Annotated in this window: 2 protein-coding genes; one reads left to right on the forward strand and one right to left on the reverse strand. The window is 73.4% G+C overall.

All coding sequences use genetic code 11. The features are described 5' to 3' along the window. A partial coding sequence (locus BN2279_RS30350; protein ID WP_234347540.1) for a hypothetical protein occupies positions 1-198 on the reverse strand: 198 nt, incomplete at its 3' end. Between the two features lie 4 nt (positions 199-202). Between BN2279_RS30350 and BN2279_RS07070 the strand changes: the two genes are divergently transcribed. After that, a partial coding sequence (locus tag BN2279_RS07070) for a non-ribosomal peptide synthetase (protein ID WP_324612825.1) occupies positions 203-5,689 on the forward strand: 5,487 nt, incomplete at its 3' end.

Raw genomic sequence — 5,689 nt, forward strand, 5'->3', positions numbered from 1 at the left:
AAGGACGCTCCACAGATTTACGCGAATACAAAAGAGACTGAGTATGTCTTTTCTGACGCAGAGCCGCGTGTGGCATGTATTGCGCATGGGATGGATAGAGAGATGTTCGAAAGGTGCGACCAGTGATGGCAGCACGGTTGAGCGGCTCCCAGCCGCGCCCACCGGACCGCCGCCCATCGGCGCGCCGATCACCGCCACCCGGGTGTATGTGCTCGACCGCGCGCTGCGCCCGGTGCCGCCGGGGGTGGTGGGCGAGCTGTACCTCGCGGGGGTCTGCGTGACACGGGGCTATCTCGGCCGCCCCGGGCTGACGGCGGATCGTTTCGTCGCGTGCCCGTTCGGGGCGGCGGGCGAGCGCATGTACCGCACCGGTGACCTCGTCCGGTGGCGGGCGGACGGCAACCTGGAGTACCTCGGCCGCGCCGACGACCAGGTGAAGATCCGCGGCTTCCGGGTCGAGCCGGGAGAGGTGGAGGCCGCGCTCGCCGCCCACCCCTCGGTGGCCGAGGCCCTGGTCGTCGCCCGCGAGGACCAGCCGGGCGATCCCCGCCTCGTGGCCTATGTCGTGCCCTCGGCGGCCCCCGACGCCCTGCCCGCCGTGCTGCGGGAGTTCCTGCGCACGCGGCTGCCGGAGTATCTGGTGCCGTCGGCGGTGGTACCGGTGGACGCGGTGCCGCTGACGCCGAGCGGCAAGGCGGACCGCAAGGCACTGCCCGCGCCGGACTACGCCGCGACGGCGGGGGCCGGCGGAGGCCCGCGCACGAGGCGGGAAGAGCACCTGTGCGAGCTGGTCGCCGAGGTCCTGGGCCTGGCGGAGGGCAGCGTCGGCGTCGAGGACAACTTCTTCGACCTGGGCGGGCATTCGCTGCTGGCGACACGGCTGGTGTCGCGCGTCCGCGCGGTGCTGGGCGAGGAGCTGTCGGTGCGGTCGGTGTTCGAGGCGCCCACCGTCGCGGGCCTGGCCCGCCGGATGGCCCCGGCCGGCGGGCAGGCGCGGGCCCGGTTGCGGCCGGTCCCCCGCGCGCCGCACATGCCGGTGTCGTTCGCCCAGCAGCGGCTGTGGTTCCTGTGGCGGCTGGACGGCCGGGGCGCGGTGTACAACAGCCCGGTCGTGCTGCGGCTGACCGGCGGCCTCGACGTGGCGACGCTGCGGGACGCGCTGACGGACGTCGTCGGCCGGCACGAGTCCCTGCGGACCCTCATCACCGAGGTCGAGGGGACACCGCGGCAGCTCATCCTGCCCGCGGGCGAGCCCTGCCCGCTGCGGGTCACCGACGTGGCCCCCGACGAGGTGGCCGGCGCCGTCCAGGAGGCGATCGGCCACCCCTTCGACCTGGCCACGGAGATCCCGTTCCGCGCGTCCCTCCTGCGGGTGACGGACGAGGAGTGGCTGCTGGTCCTGGTGACGCATCACATCGCCGGTGACGGCTGGTCGATCACACCGCTGCTGCACGACGTGTCACGCGCGTACGCGGCCCGGCTGACCGGCACGGAACCGGACTGGCCCCGACTGCCGGTGCAGTACGCGGACTACGGCGTGTGGCAGCGGGACGTGCTGGGCGACATCGACGACCCGGGCAGTGCGATCGCGCGCCAGACCGACTACTGGGCCGAGACGCTCGACAACCTGCCCGAACAGGTCGGCCTGCCGGGCGACCGGCCGCGCCCCGAGGTGGCGACACTGCGCGGGGCGACGGTGACCTTCGCCATCGGAAGGGAACTCCACACGCGCATAGCGGACACGGCCCGATCGACGGGCGCCACCGTGTTCATGGTCGCCCAGGCGGCGCTCGCCGCCCTGCTGACAAAGCTGGGCGCCGGGACCGACATCCCGGTCGGCACCCCGGTGGCCGGCCGCACCGACGACGCGCTGGACGAGCTGGTCGGATTCTTCGTCAACACCCTCGTGCTCCGCACGGACACCAGCGGCGACCCGAGCTTCGAGGATCTGGTGCGCCGGGTGCGGGACCGGGCGCTGTCGGCGTACGCCAACCAGGACGTGCCGTTCGAGCGGCTGGTGGACGTGCTCAACCCGCGGCGTTCGCTGGCACACCACCCCTTGTTCCAGATCATGCTCGTGCTGCAGAACAACGAGGAAGGCACGCTGGAACTGCTCGGCGTCCGGGCCACCCGGGAGTACGCCGCGGGCGTGCACGCCCGGTTCGACCTCACGTTCAGCATGCGCGAGCTGCTCGATCCGGACGGCGGGCCCGCCGGGATCAGCGGCAAGGTGGAGTACAGCACGGATCTCTACGACCGGGAGACCGTCGAGGCGCTGGGCCGTCGCCTGGTCCGGCTGCTCGACGCCGCCACCGCCGACCCCGGCCGCGCGATCGGCGCGATCGACCTGCTCACCGAGGAAGAACACCTCGCCCTGCGCGCGTCCGGGACCGGCGACCCGCTGACCGACCGCCCCGAACCGATCCCGGTGGTGTTCGAGCGTCAGGCCGCCCGCACCCCCGACGCCACCGCCGTCGTCTGGCAGGACGAGCCGCTGACCTACCGCGAGCTCAACGCACGGGCCAACCGCCTCGCGCGCCGCCTGATCGACGCGGGCGCCGGCCCCGAACGCTTCGTCGCCGTCGCCCTCCCGCGCTCGGCCGAGCAGATCGTCGCCGTCCTCGCCATCCTCAAGACCGGCGCCGGCTACCTGCCCCTCGACCCCGACCACCCCGAGCACCGCGTCCGGCTCATGCTCGACGACTCCCGGCCGGTCTGCGTCATCGCGCCGCACGACACCTGGCCGCGCGAGGCCACCGGCCTGCCCCTGGTCCCCGTGCGCGCGGACGACGACGCCGGCCGGTCCGCCGACAACCTCACCGACGCCGACCGGCTCGCCCCGCTCAGGGCCTCGCACCCGGCCTACGCGATGTACACCTCCGGCTCCACCGGCCTGCCCAAGGGCGTCGTCGTCACCCACGCCGACGTCGTCGCGCTCGCCCGGGCGTCCTGCTTCGCCACGGGGGACCACCGGCGGGTCCTGGCCCACTCGCCTTCGGCGTTCGACGCCTCCACCTACGAGCTGTGGGTTCCGCTGCTCTCCGGAGGGAGCGTCGTCCTCGCCCCTGCCGCCCTCGACTCCGGTCTCCTCCGGACGTTGACCGTCCGGCACCGGATCACCGCCATGTGGCTGACCGCCGGGCTGTTCCAGGTCTTCGCCGACGAGGCCCCCGACTGCTTCGCCGCGCTGCGCGAGGTGTGGACCGGCGGGGCGGTCGTCCCGGCCCACGCCGTCCGCCGCGTGCGGGCCGCCTGCCCCGGACTGGTCGTCGTCAACGGCTACGGCCCCACGGAAACCACCACCTTCGCCACCCGCCACCGCCTCACCGGCCAGGTGCCCGACCAGATCCCCATCGGCACCCCCCTGTCCGGAGTCCGCGTCCACGTCCTCGACGAGCGGCTGCGGCCGGTGCCGCCCGGCACCCCCGGAGAGCTGTACCTCGCCGGTGCCGGCCTGGCACGCGGCTACCTGCGACGCCCCGCGCTGACGGCGAGCCGCTTCCTGCCCTGCCCCTTCGGGGCGGCGGGCGAGCGCATGTACCGCACCGGTGACATCGTCCGCCGGCTCACCGACGGCACCCTCGCGTTCCTCGGCCGGAACGACGAACAGGTGAAGATCCGCGGCTACCGCGTCGAACCCGGTGAAGTCGCGACCGCCCTCGCGGACCACCCCGCCGTGGCCACCGCCACCGTGCTCGCCCGCGACGACCACCAGGGCGGCGTCCGTCTCGTCGCCTACGTCGTCGCCGCACCCGGCCACGCGACCGACGCCCTGCCGGGCACGCTGGGGCGTTTCCTGCGCGAGCGGCTGCCGGACCATCTGGTCCCGGCCGCGGTGCTGCTCATCGACCGGATCCCGTTGACGACGAACGGGAAGGTCGATCACCGGGCCCTGCCCGTACCCGACTTCGCCGAGGCGGCCGGAGCCACGGGCACGGCGCGCGACCCCCGCGAGGAACTGCTGTGCGGCCTGTTCGCCGACGTGCTCGGGCTGCCCTCGGTCGGCGTCGGGGACAACTTCTTCGAGCTGGGCGGGCACTCGCTGCTGGCGACCCGCCTCGTCTCCCGGATCCGCGCGGTGCTGGGCGTGGAACTGTCGGTCCGCGCGGTGTTCGAGGCGCCCACGGTGGCGAGTCTGGCCCGGGGCATCCAGCGGGCGGACGGTACGGCGCGCCCGCCGCTCGTGCCCACCGCGCCCGCGGACCGGGTGCCGGTGTCGTTCGGCCAGCAGCGGTTGTGGTTCCTGCACCGGCTGGAGGGTCCCGGGCCGGTGTACAACATCCCGATCGCGCTGCGGCTGGACGGCGACGTGGACGCCGACGCGCTGCGCGGCGCGCTGCGGGACGTCGTGGGCCGCCACGAGCCGCTGCGCACCGTGTTCCCCGAGGTGGACGGAGAGCCGGTCCAGCGGATCCTCCCCGGGGACGTGACCGTACCCCTGCCGACTCTCGACGTGGACCCCGAGGAACTGCCCGCCGCGATCGCCGAGGCGGCGCGGTACGGGTTCGATCTCGCCGCCGAGATCCCGGTCCGCGCCACCTTGCTGCGCGTCACGGGCACCGAATCGTGCGTGCTGATGCTGGTCATCCACCACATCGCCGCCGACGGCTGGTCACGGGAGCCGTTGCTGCGCGACCTGTCCCAGGCGTACGCGGCCCGGGTGGTCGGCGAAGAGCCGTCCCTGCCCCGGCTTCCGGTGCGCTACGCGGACTTCGCCCTGTGGCAGCGCGCGCTGCTCGACACGGCCGGTGAGCCGGACAGCGCCATCGCCGCGCAGGTCGCCTACTGGACGGACGCGCTGGACGGACTGCCGGAGCAGGTGGGCGTGCCCGCCGACCGGCCGCGCCCGGCGGTGTCCTCCTTCCGCGGCGCCAGTGTCGAATTCGAGATCGGCCCCGCCCTGCACGCCCGGATCGCGGACACCGCGCGGGCCGCGGGCGCCAGCGTGTTCATGGTGCTGCACGCCGCGCTGGCGACGCTGCTGACGAAGCTGGGCGCGGGAACCGACGTGCCGATCGGCACCCCGGTCGCCGGGCGCACCGACGACGCGGTGGACGATCTCGTGGGCCTCTTCCTGAACACTCTCGTGCTGCGGGCCGACACCTCGGGCAACCCCACCTTCGCCGAACTGCTGGCCAGGTCCCGGGACGTGGCCCTGACGGCCTACGCCAACCAGGACGTGCCGTTCGAACGGCTGGTGGACCTGCTGCGTCCGCACCGTTCGCTGGCGCACCACCCCCTGTTCCAGATCATGCTGGTGCTCCAGAACACCGCCGAGGCCGCCCTCGACCTCCCCGGTGTGGAGGTCACCGAGGAAACCGTCCCGTCGGCCGGGGCCCGGCTCGACCTCACCCTCACCCTGCGCGAACACCGCGGCCCCGACGGCACGCCCTCGGGGATGACCGGGCGCGCGGAGTACAGCACGGACCTCTACGACGCCCGGACGATCGACACCGTGCTCCGCCGATGGGTGCGCCTGCTGGAGACATCGGTCGCGGAACCGGAACGCCGGATCAGCGATATCGACATCCTTTCCGCCGAGGAGCGCCGGACTCTGCTCGTCGAGTGGAATGACACGGTTCGGTCGGTGTCTTGTGAGTCGTTGCCGGTGTTGTTCGAGCGGCAGGTTGTGCGGTCGCCGGATGCGGTGGCGGTGGTTTCCGCGGGTGTTTCGTTGAGTTATGCGGAG

The sequence above is a fragment of the Streptomyces specialis genome (assembly GCF_001493375.1).
Taxonomy (GTDB): domain Bacteria; phylum Actinomycetota; class Actinomycetes; order Streptomycetales; family Streptomycetaceae; genus Streptomyces; species Streptomyces specialis.